Here is a 21,339-nt window from a genome sequence, read left to right as displayed (position 1 = left end):
TTCAAATTTGCAGGAGGTGGAAGGACATGGATAAGCCGGGCTTGAGTTATAAGGAAGCGGGTGTGGATATAGATGCCGCCAACCGCTCGGTGGAAATGATAAAAAAGTGGGTAGGACAGACAATAAGACCGGAAGTGTTGTCAGGGATAGGGTCCTTTGGCGGTTTTTTCGCTCTGGATTTACAGAAGTACCAGGAACCGGTATTGGTTTCCGGTACTGATGGAGTAGGCACCAAACTGAGGATTGCTCAAATGATGGGGGTACATGACAGCGTGGGGATTGACCTGGTGGCCATGTGTGTAAATGACATACTGGCTCACGGGGCTGAACCCCTATTTTTTTTGGATTATATCGCTATTGGAAAGCTTGACCCCGTATTGGTGGAGCTATTGGTAAAGGGAGTCAGCCAGGGCTGCCTGCAAGCTGGTTGTTCTCTCATTGGTGGAGAAACCGCGGAAATGCCTGGTTTTTACCGGGAGAAAGAATATGATTTAGCTGGATTTGCGGTAGGAGCAGTAGAACGTTCCCGGCTTATTAACGGGAGCTCTATTGCGGATGGAGATCTCTTGATAGCTTTGCCTTCTTCCGGACTGCATTCCAACGGTTATTCGCTGGCGCGCAAGGTTTTACTGGAAAAGGCCGGGATTAAGTTGGAAGAAAACATTGCCGAACTGGGACATAGCCTGGGTGAGGAATTGCTCTGCCCCACCCGTATATATGTGCCGGCTATACTTGCGCTGCTGGAAGCATGTGAGGTAAAAGGCTTGGCTCACATAACTGGAGGGGGAATAGTAGAAAACCTGCAGAGAATTATGCCCTCTGGCCTGGGGGCGGTAATCGACAGTCAGGCCATAGAGATCAAACCGGTATTCAAGTTGATTGAAAAACTGGGTCAGGTTGATAAATCCGAAATGTTTCGGACTTTCAATATGGGTATAGGATACATAATCGTCGTATCGCCGCTTTATCATGATAAAGCTTTAAAGTGCTTGCGTGATAAAGGAGAAAAGCCTATACTTATAGGCAGGGTGGAGAAAGACAGGGAGAAGGTAAGTATTCAATGATTAGAGTAAGGGAAGCCGGGCGTATCAGCCTGGCGGTTCTGGCCTCCGGGCGGGGAAGTAATTTTGATGCCCTCTGCCAGGCAGTGGAAAGAGGCCAGTTGGATGCTGATATCAAGCTCTTGCTCAGTGACCGCAGGGATGCTCCCGCTTTGGAAAAGGCGGCCCGCCGGGGGATAGAATCGTTTTTTCTTTCCCCAGCAGATTTTACTAGTCGTGATAATTATGAGGTTTGCCTCTTGCAAAAACTCCGGGAACACGGGGTGGAAATCATAGCTCTGGCCGGCTATATGCGCCTGGTAGGAAAAGTGCTTTTACAAGAATATAAAGGGAAGATAATAAATATTCATCCGGCGCTTTTGCCATCTTTTCCTGGCTTGAATGCCCAGAGCCAGGCCTTAAACTATGGAGTCAGATTCAGCGGTTGCACTGTACATATAGTTGATGAAGGCATGGATACCGGGCCGATATTAATGCAGGCCGTGGTTCCGGTTTACCAGGATGACGATGAGGACAGCCTGGCGGCGAGGATACTGGTGGAAGAACATCAGATTTACTGGCGTTCTCTACAGCTATTGGCCGAGGGACGCGTTTTTTTGGATGGTCGCCGGGTCGTAATAGCCGATAAACAAGGAGGTTAGATAGATTATGAAGAGAGCATTGATTAGTGTATCCAATAAAGAAGGTTTGCTGGATTTTGCCCGGGGACTGGAGAAGCTGGGCTATGAAATTATTTCTACGGGTGGAACCTACAATACTATCAAGGAAGCCGGGATTAAGGTCAAGAAGGTAGCAGATATAACCGGTTTTCCGGAAATCCTGGATGGCCGGGTTAAGACTCTGCATCCCAAAATCCATGGAGGAATTTTGGCCCGCCGGATACCGGAACACCTCCAGCAATTGCAGGAGAATGATATCGGCCCGATTGACATAGTGGCAGTAAACCTCTATCCCTTCCGGGAAACCATCAGCCGGCCCGGAGTAAGCCTGGAAGAAGCCATAGAGAACATTGATATCGGGGGACCGGCCATGGTAAGAGCTGCCGCCAAGAATTATCAGGATGTTGCGGTTGTGGTAAAACCAGAATTCTACCAAGCGCTGCTGGAGGCCCTGGAAAAACCAGGAGGAATAAGCCCGGAATTCCGCTTGAAACTGGCTTTGGAAGCTTTCAGCCATACTGCGGCTTACGATGCCATGATTTCTTCCTACCTTTCTCGCGTAAGCAACAGCGACTTAAACCAGAACCTGATTCTGGCCGGGGAAAAGGTTTATGACCTGCGCTATGGTGAGAACCCCCATCAGAAAGCTTCCTTTTACCGCTTTATGACCCCGGGGTTGGGATTGCCTGATGCCCGGCAATTGAATGGCAAGGAACTCTCCTATAATAACATAATTGATACCCAGGCAGCCTGGGAACTGGTACGGGAATTTGATGAACCGGCCTGTGTTATCATTAAACACACCAACCCCTGTGGAACGGCGGTAGCCGCAACCCTGGAGGAAGCGTTCGACCGGGCCTTTGCCGCTGACCCGTTGTCCGCCTTTGGCGGCATTATTGCCCTGAACCGCCCGGTTGACGGGGCTACGGCCCAAAAAGCGGCTGAGCCTTTTATGGAAGTTATCATCGCCCCAGCTTATACCCCCGAGGCTTTGGAAAGCCTTCAGGCCAAGAAGAACCTGCGGGTATTGGAACTTCCGCTGGAAGTCGCCGGGGGGTTGCAGATAAGAACTGTAGCCGGTGGTTTCGTAGTTCAGGAAAGTGACCGGGATAAGCTGGATATGGATAAAGTGCAGGTAGTTACCCAGAAAGAACCTACTGTCGAGCAATTAAAGGAACTGGCCTTTGCCCGCAAGGTGGTCAAACATATAAAGTCCAATGCGATTGTCGTAGCCCGGGATGGGATGACTTTGGGTGTTGGTGCCGGGCAAATGAACCGGGTGGGTTCAGCCCGTATTGCTCTGGAAAGCGCTGGAGAAAAGGCCCGGGGGGCTGTGATGGCTTCCGATGCTTTCTTCCCCTTTAAAGATACGGTGGAATTGGCGGCCCAGTATGGGATTACCGCCATAATTCAACCGGGTGGCTCGGTAAGAGATCAGGAGAGCATAGATGAATGCGATAAACACGGTATTGCCATGGTCTTTACCGGTATAAGGCATTTTAAACATTGATGCCACTGCAAAAAACCAATTGTTGCCCATGCCTAGACAGCGAGCGGTATATTTAATACAAGAATAATTTTGATATCAGTATTAAAGAGCACGAAAGAACCATCTACTTGTGCTAAAAGGAGGCAGCTATGGGGAAAAAGCTATTGCTTATTGGACAGGGAGGAAGAGAACATGCACTGGCCTGGAAATTGGCCCAGAGCCCGGAAATAGAAGCACTGTATGTGGCTCCGGGTAATCCCGGCATAGCCGCTATAGCAGAGTGCATTTCCATAGGAGTAAATGAAATAGAAAGCCTGCTGGAATTTGCCCGGAGCCAGCGTATAGACCTTACAGTGGTGGGGCCGGAAGCTCCGCTTATGGAGGGTATAGTAGACCGTTTCCGGGAAGCGGGCTTGAAAATATTTGGCCCTACTACTGCTGCCTCCAGGTTGGAAGGAAGCAAGGTTTTTGCCAAGAACCTGTTAAAAAAATATGGAATCCCCACGGCTGATTATACGGTATGTGAAAGATTGGATATGGCTTATGCTTCTGCCCGGACTTACACTGAGCAGGGGAAAGCAGTAGTAATAAAAGCTGATGGACTGGCAGCGGGTAAAGGGGTGACTGTAGCCGCCAACTGGGAAGAGGCCAGCCAGGCAATTGACAGCATGATGAAAGACAAGAGCTTTGGTCAGGCTGGTGAAAGACTGTTGGTGGAGGAGTGCCTGCTGGGTGAGGAAGTTAGTTTCTTTGCTATTTGCGATGGTAAGGATTATATCTCCTTGTTGGCCGCCCAGGATCATAAAAGAGTCTTTGATAATGATCAGGGCCCCAATACCGGAGGTATGGGAGCCTATGTCAACCCTCCGGTTTTTGACCAGGAACTGCAAAGGCAGGTTATTAAAAATATAATAGAACCGGTCATTAAGGCCATGGCAGAAGAAGGATGCCCCTATCAGGGGGTGCTCTACGCCGGGTTGATGATAACTGCCGAGGGGCCAAAAGTGCTGGAATTCAATGCCCGTTTCGGTGACCCGGAAACCCAGGTGTTGATGCCCATGATTAAAGGTGATATTTTGCCGGTGCTGGAGGCTGCCGCCAGTGGTAAGCTGGGTGAATTACAGCTGGAAATAGAAGAAGGCAGCTGTGTGGCGGTTATTCTGGCCTCCGCAGGCTATCCCGGAGATTATGAAAAGGGGAAAATCATTAAGGGTTTAGATAGGCTTGAGCCGGATACCCTGGTATTCCATGCCGGAACCAGCCGAAAGGATGAAAATCTCGTTACTGCTGGTGGCCGCGTTTTGGCCGTAGTCTGCCGGGGGCAGGACATGAGAGCGGCCCGGGATAAGGTTTATCAAGAGGTAAAAAAGATAGAATTTGATGGAATGCATTACCGCCAGGATATTGGCATAAAAGCAATGCAACATGAGGTATAGGAAATGAAGCTGATAATACGAGTTTTATCCCGGATACTGTTAATAGCGGCTGTAATCGCTATGCTCTATTTCATGCCTACCCGGGAGTTTTTGAAAACAACTTTCATGCTGGGTATGCCCTTCATTGTAGCTTTGGCCATAATGAGAAAAAGACCCCGCTATTCATTCTTATGGATTGTTGCTTTGCTGGCACTATTGGGAATCGCCGGGGGTTATGTTTATTTATTGACCCAGCTCCCGGAGCGGATAGAAACCCGCCGTATCATCAGTGAGGGCGGATCTCTGGTGGCAGAAGGAAAATTCGATAAAGCTATAGATGAATACAAGAAGTTGGAAAAGCTGGGCAAGCCTGATAAAATGAAAGAAAAGATTGCCATAGTGGAGAAGGAAAAGCAGGCTGCCGCTATGCTGCAGGAAGCCCAGGATTTGCTTGCTGCAGGTGAAAAGGAAAAAGCGAAGAAACTATTAGAGTCTATTCCGGATAATACCAGGGCTGCCGTGCAGGCGAAACGATTGCAAAAAAAGCTATGAGGAATAAGCATATGATTAATTAAGGAACGGGGAAAGATCAGCTCCCAGATATGTCATTGATTAAGGAATGGGGGCACATCAGCTTCGCAGATACGAGATTTAATACATAAACGGGGTGGGGAAATGGTAACACTGGAAGTGGTAAAGAACAGTCCCATGGTGGAACAGTATATGCAAATAGGTAATGCCTATATTGGTAATATTGGAGCCATAGAACATGACCTGCACCATGCCGAGCAAACTTCGCAGCTTTGTTCAGAAATTTTGGGAAAACTGCACTTTCCTGCACGAGAAGCCGAGCTGGCTGCTATTGCTGGTTTTTTACATGACATCGGCAATCTGGTTAATCGATATGGGCATGGTATGTCTGGGGCCATTATGGCGTTTTATCTTTTGCTGGACTTGGAAATGGATACAGAGGAAATAGCGACGATTATGGGAGCCATAGGTAATCATGAAGAACAGGCTCAGGGCAAGAGTATCAATAATGTAGCAGCGGCCCTGATTTTGGCTGATAAGTCCGATGTACACCGCTCCCGGGTGCGAAAAACCGAGATGTCAACTTTCACTCCACGCGATAGGGTTAATTATGCAGTTACTGGTTCCCGGCTGGTGGTTGCACCGGAGGAAAAGACTATAAGGATGGAAATTGATATTGATAACGAAGTATGTTCAGTAATGGAGTATTTTGAGATATTTTTGACCAAGATGCTTATGTCCCGGCGAGCTGCCGAGTATTTGGGCTGCCGATTCGAACTCTTGATTAACAACAACCGGCTATTGTAAGGCTTTTTTTGCTTCTTGCAGGGAGGTATGATTATGACATTTTCTCCTGGCTGGAAAGACCAGCATACTGATTTCCTGGTTCAGGCTCTATTATGCCTCCAGAACGAAGAGGATGCTTATCGTCTGTTGGATGACCTCTGTACCGTTAGTGAGATAAAGGCTATGTCACAACGGCTGGAAGTAGCACGACTGCTGGCCGGGAATATCAAATACAATGAAATAGCTGCGGATACCGGAGCCAGCACAGCCACTATTAGCCGGGTAAAACGCTGCCTTAATTATGGTGCTGATGGTTACCGCAGGATATTAAATAATTTAAACGGAGAGAAGAATAATGAAGAGTAGAAAGATTTCGCGGGGCCTGCGTGACCTCTTACCCCCCGAGCTAAAAGTCCGCCGTTTTATGGAAGAAAAGGCAGCGGCACTTTTTGCCAGCTATGCTTATGAGGAGGTTATGACTCCCACCTTTGAATATCTCGAAGTAGTGGAAATGGGAACCGGAGGGAATATAAGGGAAGAGCTCTTCCTCTTTATGGACAGGGAAGGAGGCATTCTCTCCCTGCGCCCGGAGATGACCACGGGGATTGCCCGTTTGGCTGCTACCCATCTGCGGGATGCGGTTTTCCCGCAGAGACTATATTATCTCAGCAACTCTTTTCGCTATGTCCAGCCTCACCTGGCCCAATACCGTGAGTTCTGGCAGGCCGGCATTGAATTGCTGGGTGCTGAGGGAGTACGGGCTGATGCTGAGGTGATTACTATTGCGGTCAAAGCGCTACAAGAGATGGGTTTGGATAATTTCAAAATAAGCCTCAATCAAATAGCCATTTTTAATAGTCTTTTGGATGATAGCGGTTTAAACCGGGAAGAGAAAGACTGTATCAGGAGCCTGGTGGAAAATAAAGATTTGGTGGAATTATCCCGGGTTCTGGAATCCCTGGACATTGATGATGAACTCAAAGAAACTATTGCCATACTCCCTGTATTGCATGGGGGGATTGAAGTTCTAAAACGCTTGCCTTATGTGGAAAAAAACCAGCGGGCCCTGGCGGCAGTACAGGAACTGCGTGAAGTATATGAAACCTTGCAGCTTTGCGGGGTGATTGATCATATAGTAGTGGACATGGGAGTTCTGCGCGGGCTGGATTATTATACGGGTACTGTTTTTGAAGGTTATTCCCCGGAGCTGGGATACGGCCTGTTGGGTGGCGGCCGTTATGACCACTTGCTGGGCAAATTTGGCTTTCCCTGTCCAGCCACAGGATTTGCCCTGGGAATGGACCGTTTGGCTTTGCTTTTGAAGCACCCGGCTTTGCAAAAAGCCCCTCGATACCTGGTAGGGGGAAAAGATTTCGCGGCGGTAATAGCGCGGGCAGAAGAACTTAGGAAGCAGGGCTTTGCCGTAGAAATAGATGTAGAAGGAAAGAGCCGGCAGGAGCTGGAAAGAAAGCTGGAAGGAAGGGAAAACTGTATAACTGGAGGATTAATCTATGTATGATGATTACCTGACCATTGCTCTGTCCAAGGGAACTCTACTAGAGCCCACCCTGGAAGTTTTTAAGAAATTAAAGCTGCCTGGTGAGGGAATTAATGATAAGAGCCGCAGCATGGTATTTACTTATGATAATGAACGGGTAAAGTATATCATGTGTCGTCCCACCGATGTGCCAACCTATGTCGAACAGGGAGCGGCCGACCTTGGTATAGTGGGCAAGGATGTAATTGTTGAACAGGCTCGGGATGTTTTTGAAATGGTAGACTTGCAATATGGATACTGCCGTTTTGTGGTAGCGGTTCCGGAAGCCATTAAAAATATAACGCTTAAAGATTTGAACTACAAGCGAGCTGCCACCAAGTTTCCGGTAATTGCGGAAAATTTTTTCCGCAGCCAGGGACTGCAGGTGGAAATTATAAAACTGCATGGCAATATAGAACTGGCACCCCTGATGGGGCTGGCCGACATGATTGTGGACCTGGTTTCTACGGGGCGAACCCTGAAAGAAAACCGGCTGGTGGAGCTTATTAAAATAATGGATTCTACCACCAGGCTGATATGCAACCGGGTGAGCTACCGCACCAAACACCAGCAGATTCAACCCCTGATTGAAAACATGCAAAAATTAAGTACAGGAGGCAGTGCTTGATGAATATAAAGAAATTTGACGGAGCTTCAGAGGATTTTAAGCGTTTTTTAGCCGCCAGTAATGCCAGTATGAAACAATACGAAGATAGCGTAGGAGAGATTGGCCGGCAGGTGCAAGAGAAAGGTAACCAGGCTATATTTGCCTTTACCTTAAAGTTTGATGGAGCAAAAATCGATGAAAGCAACTTCCTGGTTTCTGAAGATGAGATTGAGGCGGCTTATGATGAAGTTGATGATGATTACATATTTGCTCTGGATCAGGCTATAGATAATATCGCTACTTTTCATAGCAGGCAGTTGAAGAACTCCTGGATGGAACCAGATGAGCGCGGCAATATACTGGGACAGCTTTACCGGCCTTTGGAAAGGGTGGGTATATATGTACCCGGCGGAACTGCGGCCTACCCCTCGTCAGTACTTATGAATGCCATTCCGGCCCAGGTAGCCGGGGTAAGCGAAATAGCCATGGTGACTCCACCAGCTAAAGACGGTTCCATAAATCCCTATACTTTGGTAGCGGCAGCTGAACTGGGAATCGAGGAGATATATAAGATGGGCGGCGCCCAGGCCGTATTCGCTCTGGCCTATGGTACGGAGACTATTAATAAAGTGGACTTGATAAGCGGCCCCGGCAATATCTATGTTACTATCGCTAAAAAAATGGTTTATGGTGATGTGAACATCGATATGCTGGCTGGTCCCAGTGAAATACTGATAGTTGCTGATAAGAAAGCCAACCCGGCTTATCTGGCAGCGGATATGATGTCCCAGGCGGAACATGATGTGCTGGCTCGCAGCATACTGGTGACCGACAGTGAGACCTTGATTGAGCGGGTACAGGAGGAAATCGAGAAGCAGGTGCAGGAACTTTCCCGCCAGGATATTATTCGGCAGGCCCTGGAGAATTACGGGGCCTTGGTACTGGTTCCCCAAATGGATCAGGCCTGTGCAGTGGCTAACCTGGTGGCCCCTGAACACCTGGAATTGATGGTAGAGCATCCTTTTGATTACTTGAGCCGGATTCGCAATGCCGGGGCTATTTTCCTGGGGAAAGATACCCCGGAACCGGTGGGGGATTATTTTGCCGGCCCCAACCACATATTGCCCACCGGTGGAACCGCTCGTTTTTATTCCCCAGTCAGCGTAGACACCTTTATGAAGAGTTCCAGCATCATTTATTATTCCCCGCAAGGAATAAAGGAAGATGCCGAGGGAATAATGAAGCTGGCTGAGGTGGAAGGGCTTACTGCCCATGCCAATTCCATAAGAATAAGAGTAAAGGGAAAAAAGAAAAAATAGAAATAGAGGATACTTAGGAAAAATAATTCTATGAGGAGGAGTGAAATTGGACAATAACAGAATAGGAGAAGTACAGAGAAAAACCAGTGAAACTGAGGTATTACTGCAGGTCGAATTAGATGGTACCGGAAATCACCAGATTGATACGGAAATTCCGTTTCTCAATCATATGCTTACCCTTTTTTCATTTCACAGCTTATGCAACTTGAGGGTCACGGCCCGGGGAGATGTGGAGGTAGATGATCACCATTCGGTGGAAGACATCGCTATCTGTCTGGGTCAGGCCTTGAAAATGGCCCTGGGCGATAAGAGGGGCATAACCCGCTACGGGGAAGCAACTGTCCCTATGGATGAATCCCTGGCCCGGGTGGTACTTGATCTCTCAGGCCGCTCTTACCTGGTCTATAATGTGCCGATGGAACGGGAAATGATAGGCAATTTCGCTACGGAAAATGTGCGGGAGTTTTTCCAGGCCGTGGCCGCTAATGCTGGGATTAATATCCATATTGATCTCTTACGGGGTTCAAACACTCATCATATAATTGAAGCGGTTTTTAAGGCTTTTGCCCGGGCCTTAAAGGATGCAATCGAAATAGAGCCACGCATGGAAGGAATATGGTCCTCCAAGAGGGTTCTCTAAGCTCAGGGAGCTCATAGAAGAGGAAAAAGAAAACGGCGGGGTTTGAGAATATTGCAGGAATTGGGGGAGATGGAATAAATGATTATTTATCCCGCTATAGATTTAAAAGATGGCCAGTGTGTACGGCTGGTTCAGGGCCGGGTGGAAAACAAAACGGTTTATTCTGATGCCCCCGCCAATGTAGCCCGTTCTTTTCAGGAGCAGGGCGCTTCATTCTTACACATTGTTGATCTCGATGGTGCTTTCCAGGGCAGTCCCCAGAACCTTAAAGCTATTGAAGCGATAGCTGCAGCGATTGACATTAGTTTTCAAGTAGGCGGAGGCCTGCGTCAGCTAAGCGATGTGGAAAAGCTTCTGGCTTTGGGTGCCAGCCGGGTAATAATTGGAACCCGAGCGGTTTCCCACCCGGACTTCATCGCCAACCTGCTGGATAAGTTCGGCCCTGAGCGCATAGTACTGGGCCTGGATGCTAAGGAGGGCATGGTGGCGGTGGAAGGATGGGTTTCCACTTCTTCAGTAAGCGCTATAGATTTTGGATTGCAGATGAAAGCTCTGGGGATACAAACGGCCATATACACAGATGTCTCGCGAGACGGGCTTTTGCAGGGTCCCAACCTGGCGGCCATAAAAGAGATGGCCAGTAGCACCGGATTGGATATTATTGCTTCCGGAGGGGTAAGTAGTCTGGACAATATAAGAGCCTTGAAAGAGTTGGAGAATGACGGGGTGAGCGGGGCCATTATCGGCAAGGCCCTCTATGACGGCAAGATAGGTTTGGTTGATGCTCTTAGGGAAGCGGAAAGTAAATTTTAATATATGGGGTGTGATTTGATGCGGGCTAAAAGGATTATTCCCTGCCTGGATGTACATGGCGGCCGGGTGGTAAAAGGAACAAACTTTATTAATTTACGGGATGCCGGCGATCCGGTGGAATTTGCGGCTTTTTATGATAAAGAAGGGGCTGATGAACTGGTGTTTCTGGATATCAGCGCCACCTCCGAGGAGCGCCAAACCATGGTGGAGGTAGTGCGGCAAACCGCCCGCGAGGTTTCTATTCCCTTTGCTGTCGGTGGAGGGATAAGAACCCTGGATGATATCAGCAATATATTAAAGGCAGGAGCGGATAAGGTTTCTATGAATTCAGCGGCCATAAGGGATCCGCAGATAATTAAAGAAGGAGCAGTTAAATTTGGCAGCCAGTGTATCGTGGTGGCTATCGATGCCCGGCGCATCAGTGAGAATTCATGGGAGGTTTATATTGATGGGGGACAGGTTGCCACTGGCATGGATGCCCGGGAATGGGCCCGTAAGGTGGAAAGCCTGGGAGCTGGAGAAATACTTTTAACCAGTATGGATAAGGATGGAACCAAAGACGGGTATGACATTGAGCTTACCGCCGCTATAAGCGAGCAGGTCGGGATACCGGTTATCGCCTCGGGCGGAGCCGGCAAGCTGGAACATCTCTATGAAGCCATTACTCAGGGCAAGGCTGATGCCGTTCTCTGTGCTTCAATTTTTCATTTTCGTGAATATACGGTGCGGCAGGCCAAGGAATACCTGGCGGCTAAAGGAGTGGCAGTAAGATTATGATAGATAATTTAAAATTCGATGAAAAGGGTTTGCTTCCCGCCATAATTCAGGATTTTGAGAACGGTCAGGTATTGATGTTGGCCTATATGAATAAGGAATCCCTGGCTCGTACCCTGGAAAGCGGCAAAACCTGGTTTTATTCCCGCAGTCGCCAGAAACTATGGCAAAAGGGGGAAGAATCAGGGCATGTGCAGGAGGTAAAGGAAATATCTTTTGATTGTGATAATGACTGCCTGCTGATCAAGGTGGCGCAAACGGGGGTAGCCTGTCATACCGGGCACTACAGCTGTTTTTACCGGACCCTTGACGGGAAAGAGGTAGAAAGCCCCATATTTGACCTGTCAGCGGTTTACGGCGCCGCTGGCGGGGGGCCAGGAATACTTTATGAATTATATGATATTATTCTGGAACGCAGGGAAAAAATGCCAGAAGGCTCGTATACGGCCTATCTCTTTAACAAAGGCCTGGACAAAATTCTGAAAAAAGTGGGTGAAGAAAACGCGGAAGTGATTATCGCCGCCAAGAATCGGGATAAAGCTGAATTGGTCTACGAGACATCCGACTTGCTCTATCACCTGCTGGTTCTGCTGGTGGAACAGGGAGTTAGCCTTTCAGAGGTTTTTTCAGAACTGAAATCCCGTCGCTAAAGCTCAATCCTGGCGGGGCTTTGCCGGGAGTTTACGGATGCGGATGCGGTCGATGCGCATCCCATCCATCTTTACCACTTCCAGCTGCAAATGTTCCTGTTTTACCACATCTCCCTCCTGGGGGCGCTGGCCCAGTTTTCCCAGAACATAGCCAGCCAGGGTGTTATACTGCTCCTCTTCCTCTTTATCAATCGCCAGGTCAAATCTCTCCATCGCATCTTCAATGAACATACGGCCGCTGACCAGAAGCCTGCCGGATTCTTCGACAATAACTTCGGGTTCCTCATGATCAAACTCATCCTGGATTTCCCCCACCAGCTCTTCCAGAACATTTTCCAGGGTTACAATACCGGCGGTACCTCCGTATTCATCCAGAACTACGGCAATGTGCTGGTGCCGTTTTTGGAATTCCGGCAGCAAACGCTCCAGGGGCATAACCTCAGGGATAAAGATAATATCCCGGCGTATCTGGTTCAGGTCTTCTATTCCTTCCTCCCGGGAGATGATATCTTTAATATTTATCTGCCCGATTATCCGGTCCGGGCTCCCGTCACAGAGGGGAAACCTGGTGTGCCCGGACTGGCGAGCTATAGCCAGGTTCTCTTCCAGCGGGGCTTGGATGTCCAAAAAAATCACTTCTGGGCGAGGAACCATGATTTCTTCTGCTATCCGGTTTTCAAAACGAAAAACATTTTGCAACAATTCCTGTTCGCTCTTATTGATTTGACCGCCCCGGTAGCTTTCCGAAATGAGCATGCGCAATTCCTCTTCACTGTGTATCCTCTCTATCTCCCCTTCCGGCTCCAAGCCCAGCAGCCTTACTACTTTATTGGCGGTTCCGTTTAACAAATGTACCGCTGGATAAAAAAGATAAAAGAAAGCCCGCATGGGACCTGCCAGCCAGAGGCTTATAGCTTCCGCCTTCTGAATGGCCAGGGTTTTGGGGGCCAGCTCACCGAAAACTACATGAAGAAAAGTGATTAGGGAAAAGGCCAACAGAAAAGAAATGGAATGAACCAGGGCCGGGGTGGTTATACCCCAGCGAAACAGCAAAGGGGAGAGCAGAGTGGCTACAGCCGGTTCGCCCAGCCAGCCCAGGCCCAGGCTGGATAGGGTAATGCCCAGTTGGCTTACCGAAAGATAGGCATCCAACTTTTCAATACATTCCTGTACGCCCTCAGCTTTCTTATTACCTTCCGCTACCAGTTGCCGGATGCGGGTGGGTCGAACCTTGACAAAGGCAAATTCAGCCGCTACAAAAATCCCGTTTAGCAGCACCAGGAGAAGGGCAATAAGGATTTTGCCCAGACTAAAGAGGATATTAAGGCCAGCCGGATTTTCCATTAAAAAATTCTCCTTGCCAACAGTTAGATTAAAATTCGCTCATAGTTCAGCTTGCATCATGGCCGTAATATATATGTACATAACCTGGGGGGATTATGAAAAACCATAAGCATAAAAAAGCAATAAAGCTAAAAGCCTGTATCATGTAAATGTATAATAACATATGTAGTATTAACTTAATTATGTAAAAACTTATGACGGCTAAAGATAATTCAAAATCCAGTAAATTTATTCCTCCAGGGTTGTAATGAAATAATATTATCATCGTAATAAGTATTATAACGAGGTGAATTATTATCACTTGTGTTTCTGTCCTCTGGGTTGGGATAAAGAAGAAAAGGAAGCAGTCAAAAATATTCCTTTGCGAATAAGAAAAAAATGTTATTATTAATGAAATGAGTATAAAATGAGGGGAGAGGCTGTATTGGTGAGGAAAGTTCGCAGTATTACTATTCTGGGGGTATTAATGGCTTTGGTGATGAGTTGCCTGGGGTGTAGTGGTAATTTGCCTGTAGCAAAACAGGATTCGCCAATTAAAATTAGCACTGAGGAGATTAAAGACAAGAAGGATAATCTTGAATTAAGTTTGAAAATTCCGGTTCTTAGCGAAATGAAAGATGAAAAGCTGCAGCAAAGCTTAAATGACCGTTTTCGCAATCTTTTTCTACAACGCCGGGATGAAATGTTGGCTGAAAGGGAAGAAATGGCTAAAGAACTAGATGAAGAAGATAAAGATAACCCGTTTGCAGATATTCCTTATTCATTAGCCAGCGATTATAAAGTGATATATAACAATAATGGTTTGCTAAGCCTTTATTTTGATAAGTACGAGTTTTTGGGCGGAGCACATGGTATGACTTATCGCATACCCTGTAATATTGATTTGAGAGATGGGTCGGAGCTGGAACTATCTGATATTTTTAAACCGGATAGCAATTATGAAGATCTTATTGATAAAGCTATACAGGCTGAGATAGCTAAAAATCCGGAGAACTATTATGAACCGGAAATGGGCGGTTTTAAGGGCATTGAAGACGACCAAACCTTTACGCTGCAGCCGGGTGGTATAACAATTTATTTCCAATTATCTGATATTGCTCCTTATGCCGCTGGGATACCGGAATTTAAAATTCCCTTTAGCGAGTTTGGTGACATGGTAGATCCCGAATTGCAAAAACGGCTTGAATAATCTCCTTAAACTCCGAACGCAGTTGTTAACTTATAGCGAGGTGAAATATATCCCTCGCTTCTTTAAGCGGTCGGGTTCCAATTAACCAAACAGGTGGTGGGTTCTAAGCCCCCACCTCGTTGCAGCGGTGTTTTAAACTGCTCCGCAGTTTCTTCCGATGCTTTAAAAAAATAAATAGAACGATCGTTGTCAAGACGAGAGTCTATTTCATCACTTCAGGAATTAGGGACTGGCCAATATCCAAAACGCCAGTCCCTTTGTTGTTGATATTCTATTGAGTTTAAAACACAATATTTATATATACCTATGCTCGCGCACGGTCTAGCGCAGGGAAAGGCTCCCCACTTCTTTTAGATCTGTGATTTGGTGCGATTTTGCCAGGTCCTGGGACAGGGTGTAAAGATTCTTTCCTATATATATTATGCGCTGTATGTTCTTGCTGTCTTCATACCAATAGTCACCGGCCCGCTGGTAATCAGCCGGGCTTAGATGGCTGATGCGGCCTTGCAATTGGAAGCCATGCTGCAGGTCAATCTTGTAAACATAGGCTCCCTGGAAAGAAAACTTACCGTAAGCCGGGAAATCCGTTCTAGGCAGATTTTTATCTGTTTCGCTCAAAGTCATGACGGTGACAGGGAAGGCCAGTAAATTCTTTTCCCGGGAAAAGAGCAAGGCTTTATGGTCGCGCAACAGTTCGGAGTCGGTTCCCCGGTCGCCTATAATCTCATGGGACATTTCCCGGGGGTTATTGACATCGGATACATCGAAGAGGGCGATTTTCATGCCCTGGTAAAAGGCTTGAGCCTCATTGTTCCTGCCTTTGAGCTCAATCGTTTCCTTGCCGAAGCCGATAATATGGTTCTCATCATAAGGATGCAGGTAATCACTATAACCGGGAATTTTCAGCTTGCCCAGTATAGTGGGTTTGGTTGGGTCCTTCAGGTCTATGACAAAGAGGGGGTCAACGGTTCTGAAAGTAACCATATAAGCCCGGTCTCCCATGAAACGGGTGGAGTAAATCTGCTCTCCAGGGGCGATACCTTCCAGTTTACCGGTAATATTCATCTCCTGATCCAGTACATAGAGGTTATTCTTGGAGGTATTCTCGTCATTGCGCCAGATTTCTCCGCTGGTGGTGGCGATACGGAAATAAGCCTTTTCCTCATCCATGGAAAACTGGTTGAGGATTCGGCCCGGAACCTCACCCTTGCCTTGATATTCAACCTTTCCCTGTTGCAATCCGAAACGATAAATCCTGGTTTTGGGCCCAATCTCGGCAGCGGGAGCGGGAAAGTTACTGTCCTTAAGCAGAGGGCGAGCAGGCTCCTGGCGGCTTACTGCAATATAGAGGTTGTTAATAGAGGCATATATGTTTTCGCCGTTGCCCAGGCAGGTTTTTAGTTGGGCCGGCTCATTACGGTCTATATCCACAGCAGCAATAATAATGTAAGCCGGATATATTTCCCCGGGGAAGTAATTAATCTGCCCACAATCGATTTGCTTAAAATCACTGCTAACGGCTGTATCACGATAGGAAGGCAGGATGTTATCTTCCTTTTCCTGAATGCGATACCAATCCAGGTGATGGTTGCTCACCAGATAAAGATGGGAAGCGATCTTGCGCGAGGAAAGATAATTTCCTTCCAGTTCCAGCTCGCGGGTTTTTTTAATCTGCTTTTTGTCAGCAATATCATATATTAATGCTATGGTGGATGGTTGCTGGTATACGGGGGGAGGATAAATTTCCGTTTTTACCTTTGGCATGGATCGGGCATAAACTTCAGCACGGGAGTCTCCTAATACGACCAGGCGTTTGCTGTCCAGGAAAAGCTCGCGGGGGGTGAAACCCTCATTATCGAGCTTTATACGGCTAACCACCTGCATCTGTTCAGCCGGAACCGCCTTTATTACGACTATTTCCTGCTGGTTGACCTGGTAAATATAGTTACCGTCAGTTTTAACTATGTCGGCTTCATCCACTCCCTGCACCTGGACATTGGTGGAGGAATAATCAGCCGAGGCCCCTACTAATGATTTAGCAGATTCCTGGGCTAAATTAACAGCTCCGCCAGCAGCCATTTCATTCCGGGCCAGGGGAGCTACAGTCACCGCATCGTTCATCATTTCCATCTTGGATTCTTTGCGCAGTAATTGGCCGGAATTAATCAAGGATGACTTCTCATATTCCACCAAGAGCTTTTTTAGGTTCTCCATGCTTCCTACCACTGGCAAAGGTTCAACCGGTTTTTTAGCCGATGTAGCCGGTATATTATCCAGTGCCATCACCAGGCTGGAGGCAAAAAGAAGCAGCGTCAAGCTGATTATGATACCGGGCCAGAAAGATTTCTTTCTTTCTACGGGCATGATTTAATACCTCCTTGTTGTTTACCATATTTACGCTGGGGGGCGGAAATTCTTACAGCAAGGGAATACCCTTTTCCTCAAGCGGATGATGGCCTGGTCCCTTACCACTACACCCGCTGCTATTGGAGTAAATTCCAAAAGTGCGGTAAAATATAGAAAAAACGCAAGGGTGGCGGATAAAATGGCCAAAGTCAAGGAAATTACTGCTGGGGTTTACCAGGTAGGAGGTGACGGTCTCTCCCGCGCGGAGGATTGTTGCGTATACCTGATAGATGGAGGGGGAGAATCCGCTTTAATCGATGCTGGAGCGGGAAGAAGCGCTTCCATGATATGGAGTAATATTATTGCCACAGGAATAGATGTGTCCAGTTTGAAGCATATTGTTGTCACCCATGGGCATATTGACCACATTGGTGGCCTGGCATTTCTAAAAGAGAAGCTGCAGGCCCAGGTAATTGCACACAGTCTGGAACTGCCGGCTATTGAAGAGGGCTTGCCCCAGCTTACGGCTGCTTCCTGGTATGGGGTTACATATGAGAAGGTGAAAGTAGAACAGGTGCTTAAAGGGGAAGAGCAAAGGCTTAAACTAGGTCAAGTGGAACTGATTTGCCCCCACACTCCCGGACACACTCCAGGCGGGATATCTCCCTATGTAGATATCACAGGGAAAAGGGTGCTCTTCGGCCAGGACATTCATGGGCCTTTCAACCAGCAGTGGGGCTCAGATTTAAAGGAGTGGAGGATTTCCATGCAAAAGCTGCTTGAACTCGAGGCGGATATACTCTGTGAAGGACATTTTGGTATTTATTCACCAGCAGCGGCGGTAAGAAAGTATATTGAAGGCTACCTGCGCCAATACAGTCGGAAATAACGAGGTGAAATATACAGGAATGATAAATCTGAAGCATCTACTTAAGGATAGATACCAGGATATCAGGTAAAACTAAGGGAAATAAGTCCAGGCAATGGGGTATATGGTTGAATATAGTACTTGATAATATTGTATTTTATTTAGGAATTTAATTGCGGTTGGCATTTTATTTCTGGTTACCGTTATGATCGGGAAAAAACTGATATCCCAGCTAAACTTTTTTGATTTTATTGTAGGAATAACAATTGGATCTATAGCAGCTGCTTTATCAGTTGATAAAACAATTACTTATCCACATGGCATTATCAGCCTCTTAATCTGGGCCTCATTCCCCTTGTAGTTGCCAGAATAGCCCTGGCTAATATCCGCGCCAGACGAAGGTTAGATGGAGTACCTACCCTCCTGGTCGAAAAAGGGAAAATCCTTGAGGATAACCTCAAGAAAGAGAAGTACCATGTTAACGATTTACTCGAAGAGCTAAGGTTAAAAGGAGTTTTTAACATTGCTGACCTGAATTTTGCCATTTTAGAAACCAGCGGACAGATCAGTGTGCAGCTCAAACCTGAAAAGCAACCAGTCACAGTACCTGACATGAATCTTTCCGCAACCCGCCAGGGACTATGTGCAAATTTAATAATTGATGGCAGAATACTATACCAGCATCTCAAGCTGGTAAACCGTGACGAAACCTGGCTAAGGGAGGAATTAAAAAAGCAAAACATAGAAGACATGGGCCAGGTACTGCTGGCCTCCATGGATGGGAATGGCAATCTATATATTGATGTGAAAGACGACCAGTTGGAAGAGTTTAATGTGCTAAAATGATATTATAACCCTTTAAACTTAAACTAACAACCTGCTCTGCCCTGCCTGGTTCCGGAAGAAACCGCCCTTGTCATCTGCAGCTATTTTGCTAGGAAAAGAAAACAAGCAAAGGGGGTTTAAACCTACCTATTTTTTTATAATAGTAATAAATTCTCTAGGGCAATAGATGAATAAAAGAATGAAAGGGAGGCGCAAACCTCCCTATTTTTCTATGGTGCGGATGAGAGGACTCGAACCTCCACGGTGTTACCCGCCAGATCCTAAGTCTGGTGCGTCTGCCAATTCCGCCACATCCGCAATTTTTGGTACATGAAATATTATACCTTCCTGTGCGGATTATTTCAACTGCCATTCTGGAGCATATCGATAACCGATTAACCCCCGTTTTTTAGTGCATATTATTATTCTATCCGGTTTAGAAGGGAAAAAGGAAATATTTAAGAAATGATGCAGGGAATAGCTGGATTTTGTAGAAATAGATATGTGATGTCACTGCCAAATAGGCGTGTTTTCCTTAAGCTCAACCTTATGGTAAAATTTTTCAGTACATTGATAATAGATTTTACTTGAAAAATGAGCTTTTTGGGACCAAATTAACCCATACTAAGAACCATAATTGTCATTTTCACCCTTTTAATTTGGATTTGGGCACAATAACCCCTTTGTTTTTATCTTTGGTTTTTTGATCTGTTTGGTTAAAGCCCTAAATATCTGTTTGAAATTATGACCAATTACCTTAAAACCTATTTGTAAGGTACATTTGATTTTACCGCGCACTCTTAATCTTTTTGCACCCTGGCATCCTTTGATGGCCGAATTTGTTCCCTCAATCGCAGCGCGTTTGCTGATGTTTTCGTGTTTTATGTGAGGATCGTTTACTGTTTCCCGTACTTGAGATGCCAGTATGGATTTCTTGGATATCCTTACTACCATATCTCTCTTCTGTTCCTTTAGAGGACAATTGCACCGATGAGGACAGTTATTACAGACTTCTTTAGGAAAATGACTAGTAGTTATCTTGGTTTTGCTATTGTACTTGCTGCTGCTGGGAATTTGGCCTCCCGGACACTGTACCATTTCCATATCTTTGTTAAAGACAAAGTGATGAGCTGGTAGCTGTCCTTCGGGGGCTGTTTTGCCAGTCATATCAGTGTAATGGAGCTGGATTTCTATACCTTTGGAGTTGGCTTTATTTATCACATTCTCTCCGTAGTAACCGCCATCAGCGTAAATATCGCTGGCATTGGTATTATCTTTGATAATATCCATACGGTCCTGAAATATTTCTACATCGCTCTTGTTATTGGGTTCGACTGTGTAATCAACTATAATCTGAACATCATTTTCGCTATTACAGGTTTCGGTGAATGTGGCTGTATAACCCGATTCTTTTTTCCCGGCCTTATCCCGGTAAGTAGCATCTGTATCATACGCTGATTGTAGTGAATCGGAACTGACTTCTTTGCTTGCTTTGGCTTTGAATCGCCCGCTGTTTTCATCGCAATTAGCCTGTTCATTGAGGAAGCGCAGCAGGATTTTCACCTTTTCTAAATCAGCGATAGTTTTATGGTTTTGGGATAGGACATATATTTCACTCATTAAATCCAGTACAGCCTGTAATCTACTGTCTAACTGGCTATTCTTGGTCTGGTATAATAATTTGTTCTTGAAGGAATCTTCCAGTACTTTGTTTAGATTCTCGCTGCGATAAGCGACGGGTATGGCTCTTACTGCTTGTGCCAGTACATCATGAGCCAGGGAAAGACGACCGGCTTTCTTGATATTGGGACTAATTAAAGTGGAATCTATGCGTAGTTCATCAGTTTTAAGCCCGACTAAACCAAGGAAATTCCGGGTAAGTATTTCAAACTGTTGAAAAGCCAGAGCCTCCTTTTCGGGATATTCTTTGGAATAACGAACCACTCTCTCTCGAAAGTTGTACAAGGTCCGTTCTCCCAAGTATATTTCACCGATATTTTCTATTCCCAGAGCATATTGTACCTGGTAATTAAAATAGTACTGATCTAGCAGTTCCTGGTCAGTGTAATCAAACAAGTGTTTAATAATCTCCAGGCCTACTAGTATATTGATAGGAAAGTTGGGCCTTCCCCATTCCAAACTATAGAGCGGAGCAAATAGTTCTTCTCTAATAAGGCAGAAGACCTGTTCATAAAATACCATTGACCAGGAATTTTTAAGCCGTTTAGCTACAACGGAGTTGAACCGCTGGAAATCGCTAAATACTTTTCCTTGAAGATGATCATTATTTGGCTTAAACAATTTGAAAAACCTCCGAATTTCTGGTTTATCGTTGTGTTTCTTCTATTTTCTCTATAATACTTCGCTATTCGGTAAGGTTTTTCCTGCTTGCTGATACGACTTTTTTGACTTTTTGCAGTGACATCAATATGTAAATTATGTAAGAATTATTTAAAGATAGACATTGTATCCATTAATGAAATTTT

At 46.2% G+C, this 21,339-nt stretch carries 20 protein-coding genes and 1 tRNA gene; 17 read left to right on the top strand and 4 right to left on the bottom strand.

Annotated elements, in window-relative coordinates; all coding sequences use genetic code 11:
- Positions 1–26: 26 nt before the first annotated feature.
- From purM to hisIE, 14 genes are all read left to right on the top strand, one after another.
- A complete protein-coding gene (gene purM / locus SWOL_RS09200) occupies positions 27–1,064 on the top strand; it encodes a phosphoribosylformylglycinamidine cyclo-ligase (RefSeq protein WP_011641170.1) in 1,038 nt (345 codons plus the stop codon).
- Positions 1,061–1,702: a phosphoribosylglycinamide formyltransferase gene (gene purN / locus SWOL_RS09195; protein WP_011641169.1), complete on the top strand. Its 642-nt coding sequence runs from the start codon at positions 1,061–1,063 to the stop codon at positions 1,700–1,702. Before purM ends, purN begins: the two co-directional genes overlap by 4 nt.
- A 7-nt stretch (positions 1,703–1,709) precedes the next feature.
- Positions 1,710–3,230, top strand: a complete 1,521-nt coding sequence (gene purH, locus SWOL_RS09190; RefSeq protein WP_011641168.1) for a bifunctional phosphoribosylaminoimidazolecarboxamide formyltransferase/IMP cyclohydrolase — start codon at positions 1,710–1,712, stop codon at positions 3,228–3,230.
- A 128-nt stretch (positions 3,231–3,358) separates the two neighbouring features.
- The gene (purD, locus tag SWOL_RS09185) at positions 3,359–4,645 is read left to right on the top strand and encodes a phosphoribosylamine--glycine ligase (RefSeq protein WP_011641167.1); all 1,287 of its coding nucleotides are present in this window, start codon (positions 3,359–3,361) and stop codon (positions 4,643–4,645) included.
- 3 nt (positions 4,646–4,648) lie between these two features.
- On the top strand, positions 4,649–5,176 hold the full coding sequence (locus tag SWOL_RS09180) for a tetratricopeptide repeat protein (protein WP_011641166.1): 528 nt from the start codon (positions 4,649–4,651) through the stop codon (positions 5,174–5,176).
- 123 nt (positions 5,177–5,299) lie between these two features.
- Entirely contained in the window at positions 5,300–5,962 is a 663-nt protein-coding gene (locus SWOL_RS09175; RefSeq protein ID WP_011641165.1) for an HD domain-containing protein, read from the top strand.
- A 33-nt stretch (positions 5,963–5,995) separates the two neighbouring features.
- Positions 5,996–6,307, top strand: coding sequence for a YerC/YecD family TrpR-related protein (locus SWOL_RS09170; protein WP_011641164.1), 312 nt, complete (start codon positions 5,996–5,998; stop codon positions 6,305–6,307).
- Positions 6,297–7,460 (top strand): ATP phosphoribosyltransferase regulatory subunit, encoded by a 1,164-nt coding sequence (hisZ, locus tag SWOL_RS09165; RefSeq protein WP_011641163.1) that lies wholly within the window; start codon positions 6,297–6,299, stop codon positions 7,458–7,460. The genes SWOL_RS09170 and hisZ overlap by 11 nt, the downstream gene beginning before the upstream one ends.
- Entirely contained in the window at positions 7,453–8,106 is a 654-nt protein-coding gene (gene hisG, locus SWOL_RS09160; protein ID WP_011641162.1) for an ATP phosphoribosyltransferase, read from the top strand. The genes hisZ and hisG overlap by 8 nt, the downstream gene beginning before the upstream one ends.
- Entirely contained in the window at positions 8,106–9,404 is a 1,299-nt protein-coding gene (gene hisD / locus SWOL_RS09155) for a histidinol dehydrogenase (protein ID WP_011641161.1), read from the top strand. Before hisG ends, hisD begins: the two co-directional genes overlap by 1 nt.
- Before the next feature lie 46 nt (positions 9,405–9,450).
- Positions 9,451–10,044, top strand: coding sequence for an imidazoleglycerol-phosphate dehydratase HisB (gene hisB, locus SWOL_RS09150; RefSeq protein WP_011641160.1), 594 nt, complete (start codon positions 9,451–9,453; stop codon positions 10,042–10,044).
- 78 nt (positions 10,045–10,122) lie between these two features.
- Positions 10,123–10,857 (top strand): 1-(5-phosphoribosyl)-5-[(5-phosphoribosylamino)methylideneamino]imidazole-4-carboxamide isomerase, encoded by a 735-nt coding sequence (gene hisA / locus SWOL_RS09145; RefSeq protein ID WP_011641159.1) that lies wholly within the window; start codon positions 10,123–10,125, stop codon positions 10,855–10,857.
- A gap of 18 nt (positions 10,858–10,875) precedes the next feature.
- Positions 10,876–11,634 carry an imidazole glycerol phosphate synthase subunit HisF gene (gene hisF, locus SWOL_RS09140; protein WP_011641158.1) on the top strand — a complete coding sequence of 253 codons (759 nt, stop codon included), beginning with the start codon at positions 10,876–10,878 and terminating at the stop codon, positions 11,632–11,634.
- The gene (hisIE, locus tag SWOL_RS09135) at positions 11,631–12,281 is read left to right on the top strand and encodes a bifunctional phosphoribosyl-AMP cyclohydrolase/phosphoribosyl-ATP diphosphatase HisIE (RefSeq protein WP_011641157.1); all 651 of its coding nucleotides are present in this window, start codon (positions 11,631–11,633) and stop codon (positions 12,279–12,281) included. The genes hisF and hisIE overlap by 4 nt, the downstream gene beginning before the upstream one ends.
- Positions 12,282–12,284: 3 nt before the next feature.
- Here the strand turns inward: hisIE and SWOL_RS09130 are convergent, their stop codons facing one another.
- On the bottom strand, positions 12,285–13,625 hold the full coding sequence (locus SWOL_RS09130) for a hemolysin family protein (protein ID WP_011641156.1): 1,341 nt from the start codon (positions 13,623–13,625) through the stop codon (positions 12,285–12,287).
- Positions 13,626–14,052: 427 nt separating this feature from the next.
- Between SWOL_RS09130 and SWOL_RS09120 the strand changes: the two genes are divergently transcribed.
- Complete coding sequence (locus tag SWOL_RS09120) at positions 14,053–14,814, top strand: DUF3298 and DUF4163 domain-containing protein (protein ID WP_011641155.1); 762 nt, start codon at positions 14,053–14,055, stop codon at positions 14,812–14,814.
- Between the two features lie 321 nt (positions 14,815–15,135).
- Here SWOL_RS09120 and SWOL_RS09115 read toward each other — a convergent pair whose 3' ends face one another.
- Positions 15,136–17,178, bottom strand: a complete 2,043-nt coding sequence (locus SWOL_RS09115; protein WP_011641154.1) for a beta-propeller domain-containing protein — start codon at positions 17,176–17,178, stop codon at positions 15,136–15,138.
- A gap of 85 nt (positions 17,179–17,263) precedes the next feature.
- On the opposite strand from SWOL_RS09115, the gene SWOL_RS09110 reads away from it, so the two are divergent.
- Positions 17,264–18,049, top strand: coding sequence for an MBL fold metallo-hydrolase (locus SWOL_RS09110; protein WP_242649320.1), 786 nt, complete (start codon positions 17,264–17,266; stop codon positions 18,047–18,049).
- A 318-nt stretch (positions 18,050–18,367) separates the two neighbouring features.
- The gene (locus SWOL_RS14930; RefSeq protein ID WP_081424832.1) at positions 18,368–18,874 is read left to right on the top strand and encodes a YetF domain-containing protein; all 507 of its coding nucleotides are present in this window, start codon (positions 18,368–18,370) and stop codon (positions 18,872–18,874) included.
- Between the two features lie 212 nt (positions 18,875–19,086).
- On the opposite strand, the gene SWOL_RS09100 is transcribed toward SWOL_RS14930, so the two are convergent.
- Together SWOL_RS09100 and SWOL_RS09095 are read right to left on the bottom strand one after the other, a co-directional pair.
- A tRNA-Leu gene (locus tag SWOL_RS09100) sits at positions 19,087–19,171 on the bottom strand.
- Between the two features lie 336 nt (positions 19,172–19,507).
- Entirely contained in the window at positions 19,508–21,154 is a 1,647-nt protein-coding gene (locus SWOL_RS09095) for a transposase (RefSeq protein ID WP_011639746.1), read from the bottom strand.
- Positions 21,155–21,339: the final 185 nt, after the last annotated feature.

Source organism: Syntrophomonas wolfei subsp. wolfei str. Goettingen G311, from assembly GCF_000014725.1.
In the GTDB taxonomy this organism is placed as follows: Bacteria; Bacillota; Syntrophomonadia; order Syntrophomonadales; family Syntrophomonadaceae; genus Syntrophomonas; species Syntrophomonas wolfei.
Note: the sequence above shows the minus strand (reverse complement) of the source record. Positions and strands in the feature narration are given on the sequence as shown.

Bases quoted from the DNA above. Each gene is read 5' to 3' on its own strand.
- purM (WP_011641170.1), top strand. From the start codon at position 27: ATGGATAAGCCGGGCTTGAGTTATAAGGAAGCGGGTGTGGATATAGAT.
- purN (WP_011641169.1), top strand. From the start codon at position 1,061: ATGATTAGAGTAAGGGAAGCCGGGCGTATCAGCCTGGCGGTTCTGGCC.
- purH (WP_011641168.1), top strand. From the start codon at position 1,710: ATGAAGAGAGCATTGATTAGTGTATCCAATAAAGAAGGTTTGCTGGAT.
- purD (WP_011641167.1), top strand. From the start codon at position 3,359: ATGGGGAAAAAGCTATTGCTTATTGGACAGGGAGGAAGAGAACATGCA.
- SWOL_RS09180 (WP_011641166.1), top strand. From the start codon at position 4,649: ATGAAGCTGATAATACGAGTTTTATCCCGGATACTGTTAATAGCGGCT.
- SWOL_RS09175 (WP_011641165.1), top strand. From the start codon at position 5,300: ATGGTAACACTGGAAGTGGTAAAGAACAGTCCCATGGTGGAACAGTAT.
- SWOL_RS09170 (WP_011641164.1), top strand. From the start codon at position 5,996: ATGACATTTTCTCCTGGCTGGAAAGACCAGCATACTGATTTCCTGGTT.
- hisZ (WP_011641163.1), top strand. From the start codon at position 6,297: ATGAAGAGTAGAAAGATTTCGCGGGGCCTGCGTGACCTCTTACCCCCC.
- hisG (WP_011641162.1), top strand. From the start codon at position 7,453: ATGTATGATGATTACCTGACCATTGCTCTGTCCAAGGGAACTCTACTA.
- hisD (WP_011641161.1), top strand. From the start codon at position 8,106: ATGAATATAAAGAAATTTGACGGAGCTTCAGAGGATTTTAAGCGTTTT.
- hisA (WP_011641159.1), top strand. From the start codon at position 10,123: ATGATTATTTATCCCGCTATAGATTTAAAAGATGGCCAGTGTGTACGG.
- hisF (WP_011641158.1), top strand. From the start codon at position 10,876: ATGCGGGCTAAAAGGATTATTCCCTGCCTGGATGTACATGGCGGCCGG.
- hisIE (WP_011641157.1), top strand. From the start codon at position 11,631: ATGATAGATAATTTAAAATTCGATGAAAAGGGTTTGCTTCCCGCCATA.
- SWOL_RS09130 (WP_011641156.1), bottom strand. From the start codon at position 13,625: ATGGAAAATCCGGCTGGCCTTAATATCCTCTTTAGTCTGGGCAAAATC.
- SWOL_RS09115 (WP_011641154.1), bottom strand. From the start codon at position 17,178: ATGCCCGTAGAAAGAAAGAAATCTTTCTGGCCCGGTATCATAATCAGC.
- SWOL_RS09110 (WP_242649320.1), top strand. From the start codon at position 17,264: ATGATGGCCTGGTCCCTTACCACTACACCCGCTGCTATTGGAGTAAAT.